Here is a 16,174-nt window from a genome sequence, read left to right on the forward strand (position 1 = left end):
AGCAATCAGGCGGGCAGCTTGAGTTCGTTGGTGATCAAATAATAATCAATGGGGAAAATAGTCACATTGGCAACCTTGTTTGTATTGACCAGCGTTACATTATCGTTGGCATACATCCAAACACAGGGGCTTTCATCGGCCAGTATCTGCTGTGCTTCCACAAAACAGTCAAGGCGCTCCTGCTGATCGAAGGCCAAATCCAGCTTGCCCATAACTGCATCAAAGGCCGGGCTGCTGTATTTGCCGTAGTTATCTGTTCCTTCGGTGCCCCAGCGCTCCATTAGGTATTTCTGGCCGTCTCCTGCGTTCACAGTCTGCCATCCGGCCGAAACCAGAATGTCAAATTCACCGCTGGCACGCTTATCTTTGATATTTTCCAGCATTTCAATTTCAATGCCCACACCCATGGCCTGCCACATATCCTGCAAGGCTTCGGATACAATGGGGAATGCCGAGCTGACAAGAGAAATAGTCAGCACCAGCTTGCTGCCGTCTTTTTCGACAATACCATCTCCATCGCTATCGGTATAACCGGCCTGCGCAAGAAGTGCCTTGGCCTTTTCCAAATCGTAGGTCTGGCCGTTCACCTTATCGGAGTTGTAGCCTACGGTGGAGGGGAATGCAGTTCCCAGTGCAGTGGCGTAACCATTGCCGGCCACCTTGGCTATGACCTCACGGTCCACACCATACGACAGGGCCTGACGCAGCAGCATATCAGAAAGAGGGCTGCCCTCACGACAATTCAGAAGCATATCGTTTTCACGGGTGCCGGTAACCTTCACCGCTTCGATTGCTTGGGTGTTGCCTTCAATGCGTGCAAGGGTGGTAGCGGCGGGGCCTTGGGCAAGGTCAATATCCCCGGCCAGAATGGAATCTGCCTTGGAATCACTGCCAATATTGCGCACGGTAATGGTTTTGATCTCGGGTGCGCCGCCCCAATAGCTTTCATTGGAGGCCAGCTCGATTCTTTCTTCCGAAACATATTCCTCCACGGAATAAGGGCCGGTGCAGACAGGCTTGCTGGCATAATCGCTTGTATCGGCTGTTGTATCCACAATGACAAACATAGGCTCGGTAATGTTGGCTAAGAAAGCGCTGAAAGGCTCTGTGGTTTTGCAGATCAGATACTCACCCTCCACCTCAGCGCTGGCCAGCTTAATGCTTTCACCCCGGGAGTTGGTGGCAACTGTCCGTTCAATGGAAGCTTTGACAATCTCGGGTGTCAGTGCAGTGCCGTTGCTGAACTGCACGCCCTGACGAATATGGAATTTATAGGTCAGGTCATCCAGCTGCTCCCACGAATCGGCCAGCTGGCCTTCAAACTCCATTTTCTCGTTGACTGTGATCAGCGTTTCACCCACGCCACAGCGGGTCAGGTTCCATCCGCACCAGTCAATGGCGGGGTCCATCCCTTCAATGTAGGTGAACAGGGCCACATTAATGTGTGTATCTTTGGGCTGCTGCTCTGTGGATGCCTCTGCCGCCGGGGCAGAAGCATCTGCTCCGGCGCTTTCACCTCCAGGCTGGGAACAGCCGGTAATCACGCTCATCAGCAGTATTGCCGCAAGCAGCATGGAAAGTACTCGTTTTTTCATTGATAAAGCCTCCTGAAATTAATATGTTTCCGGATCCATTCTATCTCTAAGGCTGTCGCCTAACAGATTGAAAACAATCACATTCACCAGTATGGTAAGCCCCGGATAAAAAAGCATCCATGGGGCCAATGTCATATAATTTTTGCCCTCGCTCAGCATAAATCCCCACTCCGGTGTGGGTGGCTGGGTGCCCAAACCAAGCAGCGAAAGCCCCGCAATGGTCAGCAGCTTGCCGCCGATATCCTGCACAATCAGCACCAGAAGTGTGGGAACAACGTTGGGGATGATGTAGTAAAGCAGAATACGGAAGGTACCTGCACCACCCAGCCGAGCCTGCTCGATATAATCATGATGCTTCACCGAAAGCACCAGAGACCGGCTGATACGGGCGTAGTGGGTCCAGCCGGTAAAGGTCATGGCAATGATGAGATTGGGCAGGCCCGTTCCCAAAACGCTGATGAGAGCCAGTATAAAAATACTGCCCGGAAAAGTCATGAGCACATCGGAAATACGCATAATGGCCGCATCGGCAATGCCACCGAAAAAGCCCGCCGCCGTGCCCGTCAGAGTGCCCACGGCGGAAACAATCAGAGTGACCACAAACGCCATCAGCAAGGAGGTTCTGCCACCGTAAAGAATCCGGGAAAGCAAATCCCGGCCAAGCTGATCGGTTCCCAGCAGAAAATCACTGCTGGGCGGCTCCAGCATATGGTCATAGTGGGCTTCCAGCGGATCATAGGGGGCAAGATAGCCCGCAAATAGTGCAAACAAAAGCAGAAGAAGTGCCAGAAAAAGATAAAGCCATAAATCCCACGAAGCAATCGTTCTTTTATCTCTCTGTTTGCTCATAGCGGCTCACCGATTCGGATACGGGGATCAAGGTAACGATAAGAAATATCCACCAGCAGATTGAGCAGCACATAGATGGTGCCCATCCACATCACATAGCCCTGAATTAGCTGATAATCCCGGTTGGCAATGGCTTCTACAGCGGCTCTGCCGATTCCGTTCCAGCCGAAAATTGTTTCCACGATCATGGTTCCCCCTAAAAGTCCCCCAAAGGACATGCCCAGCATGGTTACGATGCTCAGCAACGAATTGGGCAGGATATGGCAGAAAACAATCCGCATACGGGAGGCCCCCCGGGATAGCAGCCCCACGATATACGGCTCCCGGATCTGTTCCAACATGGCTGTGCGGATGCGGCGGATATAGGCGGAAGCCATTCCCAGTGCCAGTGTAACCGTGGGCATAATCAGGTGGGCTGTTGTTTCGGAGCCATTAACCGGGAGCAAACGCAGCCGCACAGAAAAAAGGTAAATCAGCATCAGGCCAATCCAAAAGCTAGGCAGAGAGATACCGATAAAAGAGAGAAAGCGTATGCAGTAATCCGCCGGACGGTTGCGGTAAAGGGCGGAAAGAATCCCCAAGGGGAGAGAAATCATGAGCATAAGCAAAAAAGAGGAGCAAGCCAGCTTGATGGTGTTGGGGAGCTTGCGACTCAGAATCTGTGAAACCGGCTGAGCGTATTTGACTGATTCGCCGAAATCACCGTGAAGGATACCGGCAAGCCAGCTTAGATACTGCTCCGGCAAAGAACGGTCAAGACCATATTGAGTGCGCATTTTTTGGGCAACCACAGGATCCTGCCCTGCTCCCATAGATTCCAAAAGCTGCTGAACCGGGTCGGAAGGCAAAATGTTGGTCAAACCAAAGGCTAAAACCGAAAGCCCAAACAGAATGATCACCAGCGCTCCAAGGCGCCGGACTATGTATTTACCCATAGGCTCCCCCTTTTGGTTCGTTCCCAATACCCAAGCAAATTCAATACAAATTTATCCGCAAAATAAAAAAAGTACCGAACAGGGTCGTCATTCCTGTTCAGTACGCATCAAAAAACACTTAATAAGCCATGGGGAGACAATACTCCTCAAAGCACTAAATGTGATACTTTCTCCCCGCACCCTATGACCCGTAGTGATGCAGAATTCAAACGCATTGGTATCCTGGCTCGAACTTCACCGCATCCACTCCGCCTTCCCGGTTTCCCAGTGGCATTTGGAGGGAGCTCCATTCTTACAGTAGCGGCACTGCGCAGGTTTTTCACCTGCTTCCCAATTTTCTTATGCAAGAAATGCGTTTGCTGATTGTATAGTATTTAATTGTCGAAGTCAGTATAGCCGTTTTGCCAAAAAAAGTCAATGCAGCGGCAAAATATGGTTTCTGAAAGCATCCGGCATAAACTGAAAAGGAAAAGATACGCTTATTCTCGGCTATAGAATTTTCACAGCCTCAAACAGCCCCATTTTATCCACTTGAATTGTAAGCTTTCCATCGGCCAGCTGATAAGGCAAGGGCTTTTTCTGCACCATGCTTTCCACCGACAGGGGCTTCTTTTCATAGGGAATTTCCACCTCAAGATCGTGTAGCTCTATCGGGTCAAAATAGGCATTGATAAAGTAACCGCTGCCATTAACCAAATGAACATAACGGGCATTGCCATCCGGTGCAGCACTGTAATTGACCTCCACCATAGGGGGCAGGTTGCCTGTAATGCGGCTTGTATGCAAAACATTTTCCAGCAGGTCAGCCAGAAAGCGGCAAGTTGCCGGAAAGCCATATCGATAATAATCCGCAGCCGGCTTCCATGGAATATAAACCCCATGCCCTTTGCCATGGCGGTGTATTGTTACAGCGGGATACTCGGTAATATTGGTATGATACGCCCGCTCGGGCGGTGCAAACATATGAGGCGGAATCAGCCGCATGTATTTCACTGTTTCGGAGGTGTAATCAGCATAAACATAATCCCCATACAGGTGAATACGGGTGGTGTTTTCTTTTGCAAACAGCGGGAATGGATCTTCCTGCGAAAGCTGAAAATAAGCCGCTTGGATATTGCGGGCAACAAGACCAACCCGCTCAATACCCAAACAGGCAAGACCCGGGGTATTACGGACTGCATTTTTTTCATCCCGGAGCCCGGCTTCCCCATCGCAGATGAGTGTGCCGCCCCGCTGGGCAAAGGCATCCAGCTTTTGGGTTTCCTGATCGCTGAGCATGGCAATATCGGGCAGAATCACAGTCGCGTATTTATCCAGGCTAATCTTTTCAAGGGCACCGTGTTCAATGCAATCAAACAGATAATGGTATTGGCTCAGAAAGCGGAACCACCCCATATAATCGGCCATCATGGCTCCGTTGCGCACATTAAAGCCTTCCAGCCTCGGCTTGATCAGGGCGATCTTTGCCAGTGACTGCACCCCTGTGGTGTAATCCGCCTCGTTTTCCGCAAGGTAACGGAACATCTCCTGCAATGGCCTGTGGCCGGATTTATCCGGATTGTTATCAAGGCGGGCCATCATATAATAATCCGCCACACCACCGTTGGCCACGGCCTCTGCAATGCGGAGCACCTGCTGCTGAGGAGCAACAGCCGAAAAGCGATAAATCATATCGATAAAATCCACCGTAGTGGAGGCAGGCACCTTGCCCGGAAAGGAGTATTTGGCGGCCTTTGTGATTTCAGCAGCCTTATAGTGGTAGTTCATTTCGGGGATTTCAACCCATGTACCCGCCTCAGTGCGCAGATAATCGATTTTATTCAGGCATATATCCGGCTTGATCGCCCGCATGGCACCGGCTATATCATCATAGTATTCCTGGGTGGTTTCACGCTGGTATTGCAGATATTTTTGATAGACAAGGTTGCTTTCATCCGGCTCTAAGGGGATACGATGGCCGTACCGCCTGAAAAAATCACGCTGGCAATTTTCGCACTGGCATATGCCCATCCATCCCCGGGTATAGTCATAGGACATTTGATACCCGGACATATTCATAAAAAAGCCATCCACATCCAGCAGCTCTACAATTTCCCGCATAATGCTCAGCGCATGAACTCTCTGGTATTCACTGTTGAAGCACATATGAACATCGCCATTGTAGTTGATGATCTCTCCCTTGGGGCTCAGGTATGCCCATTGGGGGTTCTGCTCATAGATCGCCATGCGTACCTTCGAAAAATCCACACGGGCAAAGACCCGAATCCCTGCACTGTGGCATGCTTTTATGATCTGCTCCAGCGAATCTCCCTGAAGATATGGATTCTTATAATGAAAGGGCAGCTGGGTGTTGTAATTAGCCACAATGCCGCCTGTGTTGATCATCACCGTGTTTGCGTGAAAGGACTGCAAATCCTGCACATATTGGTCGGCCGAAATATCCGCCATATCAATTTCACGCAAATTGGTCTGTACCATGCGCCATGCTCGGTTCTCCCACCAATGCTGCTTGTTTTTTGACATATTACCCCTCGCTTTCTTTACCGCCTGCTTATTGTATTCATACCAGAAAGGCCGCTATAAAGCGGCCTTTCTGGTTCTACTCTATAAACCTTGGTGTTCTGCTAACCCAGTGAAACCCGCAGCATATCCCATACTTCCAGAGAGGGGATGGTGATGCTCAGGATATCTTGGTTTGCCTCCCACTCTACTTTGCATCCAGCTATCTTGGAATGCACCCCAACGGCCTTTCGGCCATTCAGACGCAGGTGTATCCGCAGGTTATGGCAGGGAATGGTATCCTGCAAGGGCCGCTGCCCGATGCCGTTGATTAGGTGGAAAAGATAATCCCCCTCCTTTTCAAAGGCAGTCAGCATAACTCTTTGGGGACCTTCAAAGCGGAACAATCTATCCTCACCCAGCAATAGCTTTACATAGCCGCCCACAAGATCAAACATATCCCGCAGGGCATACTGAGCCACCAAACGGCTGGCCTCGTAAGAGATAAACATTATCTTACCCTTCTGGTATTCCCGCAGAGTGCACATAGGCACCTCGGTATGATCAGCAGGGAGGGACGCCCGCTCCGGCGGTAGACCGGAAACATTGGCGGGAGCAAAAGGAGGCACCCAGCTCACCAGTGTCTTTACACCCTCTCCGGGAGTATGGAAGCCCACTGTACCCCGCAAAGGAATATAAACGCTGTCTCCAATGATTTGCTGCAAGGCTTGGCCTTCCTTTTCAATGCGCAGATAGGTGGATTCAAGAGGATTGCTCTGGATAATGCTCTCTGCCTGTGCCCCGATCAAACCCTGAACGGGAGCCAGTGCGGCACCGGAGGTTCCCTCTATAATCAGGCGGCCGCCCTCGGCAACATAACGCTCAAGAATCTCTTTCGAGCCTTGGGGATAGGCAAACCCACGAGGCAGAATGACGACCTTATAACCCTGAATGCGTTCAAAAGTCATCTGGCTGTGGATCAGCATATCAAACTCAATATGCCCGCAGAAAAGCGCCTCTGCCCAGCCCTGCACATTGATGCCTCCATCACTGAACACCGCCACCTGCGCTATGCTTTTGGCACCATCCATATCCCCGGCTACACTTTTCATCATATTGTTCAGCTGGGTCATGGCCCGCAGCATGCGCTTGTCAGTCACTGTATCGGGGAAACCGGTCAGGGTGGTCCAATAAGAACCGCCGTTGGCCGGGATTTGGGCGGCCCAATACAGGAACTCCGCTTCTCCCATGCAAGCATGCCGCCAATCCATACCGGGGCAGGCATGAATAATGCCCACAGGCGGCGCAAAATCGGGAACAGATCGGCCCACCTTCATCCGCAGGGCCGGGGTGCTCCATTCCGGAAGATTGCGGGTGCCGAGGGAAAGAATATCCTGCGCCTCGGTAACCAGCATATTGCCTTCCTTCACGCTCTGCTGCACATCGGTTGCGTACATGGGAATATCACTGTGGCCCATTCGGTCAAAGGGCCAGAAATGCCGCATAATCGGCTTTGCAGGGTCAATGCTCTTCATCAAATCAAAGCACTTAGCCGCAATCTCCCCTGAGATATGATTGGACCAATCGGCCCAATGCTCACCAGTATCAGTAGTCAGCGGCATCTCGGTGCCATAATGCTCACGGTATTTGCGCCTGCAATCTTCACACCAGCAGGGCATTTTATAGCCGCCCATCCAGAAGACACCGTCAATGTCGTATTTTTCCATAGCTTCCCGGAAGATTCTCAGCCCTTCTTCCTGATAGCCGCCTGCGGGGCAGGCAACATAGATCAGGTTCCAGTTGCCCGGGCGCTCGGCTCCCACCAAGCGAGGTGAACCATCCGCCAGCCGGGATACCCACTGGGGCTTTTGGTGATAGACCGATTCTTCCATTAAGGTAAACTCGATTCTTGCAAACACCTTGATGTTACGGCTGTGGAATGCATCAATCAGGTCTTTTAACAGATCTCGTCCCTTTGGCAGAAAGGGGTTTATGGCATGGTATTTGGATACAGTGGGAAAGTAGGTCACCCCGCCGCCTGCCACGTTGATCACAACCGAATCGCCGCCCATTTCCTGTGTCTCCCGGGCAATCTTTTCGGGGTCCATCAAAGCACAGTCACGAGACTGCAAATTGTATTGTATGATGCGCAGCTGCTTTTGCCACCAAAGCTTTTCAGCCATAAAGCATACCTCCTTTTTTAGCCTCAGCGCTCAAATTCAAAGGTGCGCCGGGCAATGCCCAATTCTTCATCGGTGGGAATCACAAGTACCTTAACTTGGGAAGAAGGCTCCGAGATTTCCCCAAAGCCCTTGCAGGATTGGTTCTTTTCCTGATCCAGCACCACACCCGCTGCTGCAAGCTTTTCACAAACAAGGCGGCGAACGACATCAGAGTTTTCACCAATTCCTGCTGTGAACACCAGATAGTCAAGGCCTCCCAAATCCATATAAAAGGCACCGATATAATGAACGATACCACTTACAAAGACATCAATAGCCAGCTGTGCACGGGTATTGCCTTGAGCAGCTGCTTCTTCCACATAGCGCAGATCACCGGAAACCCCAGAAAGCCCCAAGAGGCCGCCGGTTTTGGTCATGCCGTCGTCAATTTCCTGCTGTGAGAGGCCCTCGGTTTCCAAAAAGCGGTAAATATCCGGGTCCATATCCCCCACACGATTAGCATGAATCAGGCCCGATTCCAAGGTCATACCGAAGCTTGTATCAACACTTACACCGTTCTCAATAGCACAAATAGAAGAGCTGCCGCCCAAATGGCAGGAGATGGCCCGGTATTCCCTGCCATACTCACGGCCCAGCCAATCGGCGATATAGCTATGGGAAGCACCATGATAACCAAGCCGCTGGACACCATGGTTTTCATACCACTCATAGGGAACGCCATACAGCCTGCGGTGCAGTGGGATATCGTGGTGAAAGGCTGTTTCAAAAACACCTAAAAAGATCACGCCGGGGAGCATCTCCCGCATGGTTTCAATGGTCTGTATATAAGCAGGGTTGTGTAATGGGGCAATGGTAATCCAATCCCGCATTCCCTGCAGCACTTCGTCAGTCAATTCATGAACGCCAAGGTGTCCTTTGGAAACGGTGGTTTTAAATCCCACCCGCTCCACTTCCTCAATGCTGGAAAGCAAGCCGCCCTCCGGAGCAGTCAGGCAATTCAGATAGTGGTTAATGCCGCTACGGTAATCGGGTATATCCTGCTGCTCAAGCTTTAGGTTAAACCCGGTTTTTAAATTCTGGTACTGAAAAATAGCGTCGGCCTTGCTGCCTACCCGCTCAACTTTCCCTTGGGAAAGCACCGTATCTCCGGGCATTTCGTAGAGTTTGAATTTCAAGGATGTACTGCCTGTATTGCATACCAGTATCTTCATTAAAGGCTCTCCCCGTTAATATTCTCCCAGAAGCTTTAAAATCTCCTGCATATTCTTATCTCCACCTGCCGGAGGTTTCCAATCCACTTGTATAACGGTGGCCTGCTGCCGCTCAAGAGCGTTTGTAAACACTGCGGGACCCACATTCATAAACACAAGAGGTGAGCTAAACAGTGTAAGAATCGGGTTTATCATTTTAAGTCACGCTCCTTTTTCTGGCGAATAATCTCCCCGGCCAAAAGGGCTGCCCGGTAGTTTGTGCCACACACCAGCACCCCGGCCTGCCGCAGAAGCTGCACCTGATGGTGGCGGTTCTGCAAATCTGCATCTGTGCCCAGCACCGATGCCACCACCGCCAAATCGCCACCCCGGCTCTTGGCCTGTTCCTTGGCCGCCAAAATATCCAGAATAACAGAGCCAACCGGCTCATCAGGGCCTGCGGGAGTCAGGATGAAATCCATCAGCAGTACCGCTGTTTCGGGGTCGGCGGCTTCCCGCAGAATGGCTGGCTTGCGCACACTGGGGTCAATGGTAGGATGGGGCCTGCCCAGTGTAAATTCCTCCTCGCCGTAGTCAATCACGGCGTTACCCACGCTTTTGGCGGAATCGGCCAGCTTCAGTTCGGGGGAAAGGGGGCAGTTAGAGTGGATGCCGCCGATTTTTTCCTGCATCGCTTTCATGGCTTCATCGCAGTAGGTACCGCCTAAATAGGCACCCCGCACATATTTTTGCTCCGGGCTCATATTCTGAATGGCTTTTTGGGCCATCTCCAGAATTTCTTCCTCGGTTTCAAAACGGTTTTCCTTGCCAATCAGAGCAAGCGCCTTTTGTGCACAATCATCCAGATCAGAGGCCCAGACTGCACCTGAGGCCTGCACCATTTGAGCATCACTGCCCATCAGGCAGGCTACCACCGGCTTTGTACACTGCCCAATGCGGGCAAGGAGCTTTTGAAGCACCTCTTGACCCGGACTGCGTGAAATCAGCACAATATATTTAGTCTCGGGGTCTTGTTCCAGAGCATCTATGCCCATAAGCATGGTAATGCCGCCCACTTCATCCTTCAGGTCACTGCCGCCTGTGCCGATGCCTTGAGAGATTCCGCTTCCGCATTTATGCAGAATAGCCGCCACATGCTGGATACCGCAGCCCGAAGCACCGCAGATACCAAAGGGCCCCCGGTTGGTAATGCTGCCAAGCACCATGGCATAGCCGTTGATATTGGCTACACCGCAATCCGGCCCCATACACAAAAGCCCCTTTTCTCTGGCCAGTTCTTTCATGGCACGCTCATCGGCTAAAGAGACATTGTTGCTGAACACAACACAGTGAAGCCCTGCATTCAAGGCTTTTTCGGTCTCTTCACGGGCATATTCGCCCGGCACGGCAATGGTGCATATATTCACATTTGAATGCTGCTCCAAAGCCGCCGAAGCAGAGGTATAGGCCGGGCGGTTCTCACCGGCAGAAACCTTTTGGTTTTGCCCCAACACAAACTCCACTGCCGCTAAAAAGGCTTCCTCAGAGTGAGCGCGCCCCGCAAAGATCAAATCCATATCCCGTGCGGTGCCCGCTTCTTTGGTCAGCAAATCCAATTCTTCAAGGGCGGCTTTTCCAGCCGAACTGCCCATAATCACAAGCCCTGCCTCAATTCCTTCACACTCTGTAAAAATCGAGGTGGTGTAGAGCACCTGCAAGGAATCCCAGTAAATATTTTTCTTAATGCTCGTAAACACCGGCATGTTATAGGGTACTCCTTTCCTGCACAAGCTTGCTCAAGGCCACCAAGCCCTTTTTAAAGCATTCCAAGGGCAGCTCCGAAGAGCCTGCTCCACCCTGCCCGCCTGCAATCAGGGTTGACCCACCGTGGCTGGTGGGCAGAATGTTGAGCCCCACAACACGGCGCATATCAATGCCCACCGGGAAGCCCCGGAAATCATCCCACGGAATGGGCGCAAACATATGCTCACCAAGGCAGATTTGCCTTGCATTGTCTGTGCGGCGCTTGGCCTCGGCAAAGCTTCCGCCGGTGAGCCTGACATAAGAAGGCCCGGCTACGGCGGAAATACCGCCCAGACCATAAATTTCAGTGACACAGCTATCCCCCAAGAACCCGAGAATATCATCCTCTGTATAAGCGGGATTGAGGAACTGGCCCAGAATCTTGGGTGCTTCAACTGTAAACCATTCGTTGCCTGTGCCGCTGAACTGCAAGCCAAATTCTACACCATTGCCGCCCATTCCCACCATAATGGTGGACATGGGAACGTTCTTGGCAGAAGCCAGCACACTTTCTACCCCGGCCATCATGATGTGCAGAAAAAAGCGGTCATTTGCAGCAAATTCTTTCATGATGGCATCCTTCTGGGGTGTTTCAATATCCATCATAAAAGGGATCATTTGCAGAGCCATAGCCATAGAGGCGGCAGGCTGGCGGTTGTGGTTTTCATCCCCCATACCGGCTGTCTTGGAAAGAATGGATTTCAGGTCTATGCCGCCCGCTTTGCGCACGGTCTTGCCAAGAGCAGGACCGTAATGATCCCGAAACCATACCAGTTCCTTTTCGATCTCATCGTCATAAAAGCCCCAGCGCAGCACATGCTGGCGATTGCCGGGGTGGGGTGTGCAAAAGCCAAAGCCGCCAAATTCCTTATCCTCACAAACCACCACCGGCATAGAGGCCGAGGTAGCCATAGCAGCGCCGCAGGCACAGGAATAATCCTGCCCGGAGGCAATCTCAATTTCACCGCTGATCACCATCTCCCATGCCTCTTCGGCGGTTTTGGCAAGCCCTTCATGGATAGCGGCTCCGCAGATGGTTACACGAACCGGGGGAACGATATTTTCTGCGGCAATGGGTGGCCCCGCAACCAAAATGGTATTCTTTTTCATGTTGGGGATCACGGTTCCGGCCGGCTGCACATCCACCCAAACCGGGCGGCCTTGCAGCATCACATCTATGACCTTTTGATTTGCCTGTTCAATTATTTCTTCTATTTTCATTGCCAATAACTCCAATCGGTTTTCCTTCTCTCCCTACCTTGGGAGAGCATTCATCAATCCACCAGCATGCAGCGCACAAAATGGCCGGGGGAGACCTCCCGCAAATGCTGCGGCTCCTTACATTTTTCGGTGGCGTATTTGCAGCGTGTCACAAAGCGGCACCCGGGGGCGGGATCAATGGGGTTGGCCACTTCGCCTGTGAGTATCTGCTTAGGGCGGCCCCGCATGCTCAAACTGGTGGAGGGTATAGCAGAAAGCAGTGCCTGTGTATAGGGGTGCAGCTGGTTTGAAAACAGTTCATCCCGGGGCGCATATTCCACCTCTTGGCCCAGATACATCACAACGACATAGTCACTGATATGGCGCACAACGCACAAATCGTGGGTAATGAACATATAAGCCAGATGCTTATGCTCCTGCAAATCCATCAGCAGGTTGAGAATCTGCGCCTGAATGGAAACATCCAGAGCGGATACAGGCTCATCGCACACAATAAATTCAGGGTCCACTGCAAGGGCTCTGGCCAGGCCAACACGTTGGCGGCGTCCTCCATCCAGCTCGTGAGGGTAGGTGTTTACATACCGCCGGGGTAAGCCGCAAAGCTCCATCAGCTCATGGGCCTTCTGCTTCTGCTGATCTCTCCCCTTGACCACGCCGGTTACCTTCATAGGCTCAAGAATAATATCCTCAATGCTCAGGCGGGGATTTAACGAGGTAAAGGGGTCCTGAAAGATCATCTGCATGGTGGAGTGCATCTTTTTCATCTGCTGCTTGTTGTAGGTTAAAATATCCTCGCCACGATAAAGCACCTTGCCACCGTTGGCATCCAGCAGACGCAGGATGGTTCGGCCCAATGTGGATTTTCCGCACCCTGATTCCCCCACAACACCCAGTGTCTGGCCCTCATTGATCTTGAGGTTAACTCCATCCACGGCATGCAGCGTGCCTCTGGACGTCTTAAAATACTTTTTAAGATCCTGCGTCTCTAAAATAACGTTAGACATCCGCTGTTTCTCCCCCTTCGCTATACAAATAGCATTTGATGCCATGGCTGCCCTTGGTATAAAGCTCCGGGGCCTTTTGACCGCAGATATCCATACAGCGGGGGCAGCGGTCCGCAAATTTGCACCCTACCGGCAGATTGGTGGGATCAGCCATAAAGCCCGGTATGGGGATCAGACGGTCTGCGGTGCTGGTCAGCTCGGGAATGCTGTTAAAGAGCCCTTGGGTATAGGGGTGGTTGCGCTCACGTAAAAACACATCCTCCACCCGCCCACGCTCAATGATTTCACCGGCATACATAACCGCCACATTTTCACAAAACTCATTGACTACACCAAGATCGTGGGTAATCATAATCATGGCAGAGTTGTATTTCTCTTTCAGGTCCTTCATCAGATGCAAAATCTGCGCCTGAATGGTCACATCAAGAGCGGTGGTAGGCTCATCGGCAAGAAGCAGCTCCGGCTCAGCAACCAGCGCCATGGCAATGCCGATGCGCTGCTTCATTCCGCCCGAAAACTGGTGGGGAAAATCTTTTTTTCTCTGGGGCTGGATGCCCACCAGCTTTAAGACTTCATCCACACGCTGCTCTGCTTCCTGTATGGGCATCTCGGGAAAATGCAGCTGCAGCACTTCACGAATCTGCTTGCCCACCGTGATGATGGGGTTCAGGCTGGTCATGGGGTCCTGAAAGATCATAGAAATCTTGGCACCCCGCAGCCGCAGCAGCTCCCCTTTTTTGGCTTTGAGAACATCCAAGCCGTTGTAATGGATGCTGCCTCTGGTAATTTCCCCCACATAATCCGGCAAAAGACGCAGCGTGCTCAGGGCCATTGTGGTTTTACCGGCACCGGTTTCTCCCACAAGCCCTAGAACCTCTCCCCGCTCCAGCTCCAAATCCACTCCGTTTAAGGCGTGAACCGTTGCATCGTCGGTGTTATACTGAACATGCAGATTTTTAATTTCAAGTAGTTTTTCACTCATATTTCCGCCCCCTTAATGCTTTGTTCTTGGGTCGAGGGCATCACGCAATCCATCGCCGATAAAATTCAGGCACATAACGGAAAGACAGATGAAAAGCCCGGGTATAAAGCCAAGATACGGATAATAGCGGATGTTTACCCTGTTTTCGGAAAGGATGGTTCCCCATTCGGGTGTGGGGGAGGCAACGCCTATTCCCAAAAAGCCGAGGGAAGCGATATTCAGTATAGTCAGGCCAAGGCCAAGGGTGGCTGTTACAATAACAGGCCCCAAACCGTTAGGAACAATGTGCTTAAAAATAATGCGCATAGAGCTGGTTCCGCAGCACTTTGCGGCTTCTACAAACTCAAGATTGCGTATGGTTAAAATAGAAGAGCGCACCACACGGGCATATCGAGGAAAGGTGGCAATAGCAAGGGCAATCAGCATCTTGATCGTCCCCTGCCCCAGTGCCGCCACAACCGCCATAGAAAGCAGCATATTGGGAACCGCCATAAAAATATCGCAAAAGCGCATGATGATATTGTCAACACGTCCGCCAAAATAGCCAGCGGCTCCGCCCAAGGCAACGCCCATGGTCAAGGCAAGCAAAACGGTGACAACGCCGGCAAACAGAGAGATTCTGCCGCCATAAATAATACGGGCGAAAAGATCCCGGCCGTATTGGTCGGTGCCAAAGGGAAATTCGGCAGAAGGAGAGATAAAGCGATTGGCCATGCTCTGCTGATAAACCTTGCTGTAATCAATATACAGCGGTGCGGTGAGGCACAAAATCGCCATGATCACCAGCATAATCAGCCCCAGCATTGCAAGCTTATTTTTGCGGAAGCGAAAAACCACTAAGCCCCATTGACTGCGGCCAACAATATCCTCGCTTCTCGTTTGTTTCTGTTTTTTAGTCTTCATTGCGTTTCCTCCCATTTAGGATTCAAATCCCAGCTTAACACGGGGATCGATGACAGCATACAGCAGGTCGACAAGCAAATTGACCACGCCAACAAAGATCGATATGATAACCAGCACCCCCATGACAATGGGCACATCACGAATCTTGACAGCGTTAATCAAAAAGGAGCCGATTCCTGAAATGGAAAAAACGCTCTCTGTAACAACGGAGCCGCTGATCAGGCCAGCATAGCTGATGCCCAGCTGAGTAACAACCGGAAGCAGGCCGTTGCGCAGTACATGCCGGGTGATAATCTGGGTTTCGTTTGCCCCTTTGGAGCGTGCCGTGCGCACATAATCCTGCTTGATGATTTCCAGCATACTGGACCGGGTCATACGCACCTGTGTGGCCATCTGCCCTGCTGCAAGGGTGCAGGCGGGCAAAATAAAATGGGCCAGGGAGCCTGTGCCTGTTGCCGGGAACATACCCAGTTTAAGCGCAAAATAAACCTGCGACATCAGGCCGAACCAGAATGCGGGCATGGCCGATAAAACCATTGCCAGAACCAAGGAGGTGTAATCCACAATGTGGTATTGGCGTACCGCCGCCATAATGCCGATGGGGATACCCAGAATTGCCGCAATGGCAAAAGCCATCGTGCCCAGCGCCAGCGTATTGGGCAGGCGTGAAGAAAATTCTGTGAGCACATCAAAGTTGCTGTACCAGGATTGTCCGAAATCCCCGCGCACCAAATTGCCGAGATAGGTTACATACCGCACAAGCAGGGGGTCATTAAGCCCCATCTCTTCGCGCAATGCCTCTACCTCTTCCACCGTGGCTTCTGCACCAAGAATGGTACGGGCTGGGTCTCCGGGAGCAATATCCATAATAATAAAGATAAACAGCGTTATGCCGAGAACAACGGGCACCAGCATGAACAAACGCCGAATAATAAATTTAAGCATGTTTTCCCCCCACTAATAAAAAGGGCCTTCGCAAGCTGATGCACTTTTCGGAAGGCCCCTTTGCT

Annotated in this window: 13 protein-coding genes and 1 riboswitch; all 13 genes read right to left on the reverse strand. The window is 51.6% G+C overall.

Features of this window, described 5'->3' with window-relative positions; genetic code table 11:
- Window positions 1-5 precede the first annotated feature (5 nt).
- A complete protein-coding gene (locus U6B65_07905) occupies window positions 6-1,595 on the reverse strand; it encodes an ABC transporter substrate-binding protein (protein WRS26277.1) in 1,590 nt (529 codons plus the stop codon).
- Between the two features lie 18 nt (window positions 1,596-1,613).
- On the reverse strand, window positions 1,614-2,444 hold the full coding sequence (locus tag U6B65_07910) for an ABC transporter permease (protein WRS26278.1): 831 nt from the start codon (window positions 2,442-2,444) through the stop codon (window positions 1,614-1,616).
- On the reverse strand, window positions 2,441-3,379 hold the full coding sequence (gene nikB / locus U6B65_07915; protein ID WRS26279.1) for a nickel ABC transporter permease: 939 nt from the start codon (window positions 3,377-3,379) through the stop codon (window positions 2,441-2,443). Before nikB ends, U6B65_07910 begins: the two co-directional genes overlap by 4 nt.
- A 194-nt stretch (window positions 3,380-3,573) precedes the next feature.
- Window positions 3,574-3,750: riboswitch (cobalamin riboswitch) on the reverse strand.
- Window positions 3,751-3,868: 118 nt separating this feature from the next.
- Window positions 3,869-5,902, reverse strand: a complete 2,034-nt coding sequence (locus tag U6B65_07920) for an alpha-amylase family protein (protein WRS26280.1) — start codon at window positions 5,900-5,902, stop codon at window positions 3,869-3,871.
- Window positions 5,903-6,003: 101 nt separating this feature from the next.
- Entirely contained in the window at window positions 6,004-8,061 is a 2,058-nt protein-coding gene (locus tag U6B65_07925) for an alpha-amylase family protein (GenBank protein WRS26281.1), read from the reverse strand.
- 23 nt (window positions 8,062-8,084) lie between these two features.
- Window positions 8,085-9,272, reverse strand: a complete 1,188-nt coding sequence (locus tag U6B65_07930) for an acetate/propionate family kinase (protein WRS26282.1) — start codon at window positions 9,270-9,272, stop codon at window positions 8,085-8,087.
- 15 nt (window positions 9,273-9,287) lie between these two features.
- Complete coding sequence (locus U6B65_07935) at window positions 9,288-9,467, reverse strand: fdrA domain protein (GenBank protein ID WRS26283.1); 180 nt, start codon at window positions 9,465-9,467, stop codon at window positions 9,288-9,290.
- The gene (locus U6B65_07940) at window positions 9,464-11,014 is read right to left on the reverse strand and encodes an FdrA family protein (protein WRS26284.1); all 1,551 of its coding nucleotides are present in this window, start codon (window positions 11,012-11,014) and stop codon (window positions 9,464-9,466) included. The genes U6B65_07935 and U6B65_07940 overlap by 4 nt, the downstream gene beginning before the upstream one ends.
- Before the next feature lies 1 nt (window position 11,015).
- On the reverse strand, window positions 11,016-12,275 hold the full coding sequence (locus tag U6B65_07945) for a DUF1116 domain-containing protein (GenBank protein WRS26285.1): 1,260 nt from the start codon (window positions 12,273-12,275) through the stop codon (window positions 11,016-11,018).
- Between the two features lie 53 nt (window positions 12,276-12,328).
- On the reverse strand, window positions 12,329-13,279 hold the full coding sequence (locus U6B65_07950) for an oligopeptide/dipeptide ABC transporter ATP-binding protein (GenBank protein ID WRS26286.1): 951 nt from the start codon (window positions 13,277-13,279) through the stop codon (window positions 12,329-12,331).
- Window positions 13,272-14,261, reverse strand: coding sequence for an ABC transporter ATP-binding protein (locus U6B65_07955; GenBank protein ID WRS26287.1), 990 nt, complete (start codon window positions 14,259-14,261; stop codon window positions 13,272-13,274). Before U6B65_07955 ends, U6B65_07950 begins: the two co-directional genes overlap by 8 nt.
- A gap of 12 nt (window positions 14,262-14,273) precedes the next feature.
- A complete protein-coding gene (locus U6B65_07960; GenBank protein WRS26288.1) occupies window positions 14,274-15,164 on the reverse strand; it encodes an ABC transporter permease in 891 nt (296 codons plus the stop codon).
- 15 nt (window positions 15,165-15,179) lie between these two features.
- Window positions 15,180-16,109, reverse strand: a complete 930-nt coding sequence (locus U6B65_07965; GenBank protein WRS26289.1) for an ABC transporter permease — start codon at window positions 16,107-16,109, stop codon at window positions 15,180-15,182.
- Window positions 16,110-16,174: the final 65 nt, after the last annotated feature.

This window comes from Oscillospiraceae bacterium MB08-C2-2 (assembly GCA_035621215.1).
GTDB lineage: Bacteria > Bacillota > Clostridia > Oscillospirales > Ruminococcaceae > WRAV01.